The sequence below is a fragment of the Mycobacterium parascrofulaceum ATCC BAA-614 genome (genome assembly GCF_000164135.1).
Taxonomy (GTDB): domain Bacteria; phylum Actinomycetota; class Actinomycetes; order Mycobacteriales; family Mycobacteriaceae; genus Mycobacterium; species Mycobacterium parascrofulaceum.
The window spans coordinates 1-817 of record NZ_GG770643.1 but is presented as its reverse complement, the minus strand read 5'-3'; the positions used below and the strand labels follow the sequence as shown (position 1 = coordinate 817).

Annotated in this window: 1 protein-coding gene; it reads right to left on the bottom strand. The window is 71.4% G+C overall.

Annotation, left to right across the window (positions count from 1 at the left end):
• Positions 1 to 817 (bottom strand): 13E12 repeat family protein (locus HMPREF0591_RS30025; protein ID WP_007172661.1); only part of this gene is annotated, 817 nt, incomplete at both ends.

Sequence of the window (817 nt, the reverse complement as noted above, 5' to 3'; positions counted from 1 at the left end):
CGTACAACATGATTCGTTGGGCCGGTGAAGCCAGGCGTTTGGTGTGATACAGCGCCAGCGGCCGGGCTTGGTCGAAGATCGCGAGATAGTGATGCGCGTGGCCGGCCCAGCGGATCACATCCGACATGGGCACCAGGGTGCCGCCGGCGGTCAGCGCCTTGCCGGCGGCGGCCTCCAGGTCCTGCAGCGTGGTGGTCACCACGATCGACACGGGCAGCCCGTTGTGCTGGCCCAGTTCGCCGGAGGCAAGCAAACCGCGAAGCCCGGCGAGGAATGCGTCATGGTTGCGTTGAGCCGCGCTGCGGGCGTCGCGGCGCACCGCGTCCGCATCGGGTGTCGCGTCGACCACCGGGGTTTCGTCCTCGGGGTTGCACGCGCCGGGCGCTGCCAGTTTGGCCAACATGGCCTCAATCGCGGCCCGCAGCTCCGGGGTGATCAGCCCGCTCAGGCGGGACATGCCGTCGCACTCCTGGGCGCCCAGGGTGATTCCGCGTTTGCGGGCGCGTTCGGCGTCGCTGAAGTCCCCGTCGGGGTGCAGCCAATCCATCAGCCGCTGGGCGTATTTGGCCAACTGCTCCGGGCGATAGCCGGCGGCCTTGCCGGCCAGGTCGGCTTCGGCGGCCTGGCGGGTCACGGCGTCGACCTCGGGCGGCAGGTAAGCCAAAAAGTCGCGGATCACCTTGATGTGCCCGTCGCCGATCAGCCCGGCGCGTTGCCCGGCCGCGGTCGCGCTCAGCTGCGGCGCCAACGGTTCGCCGGTCAGCGCCCGGCGCGGCCCCAGGTCGCGGGCGTCGGCGATGCGCCGGCCGGCCTCGGC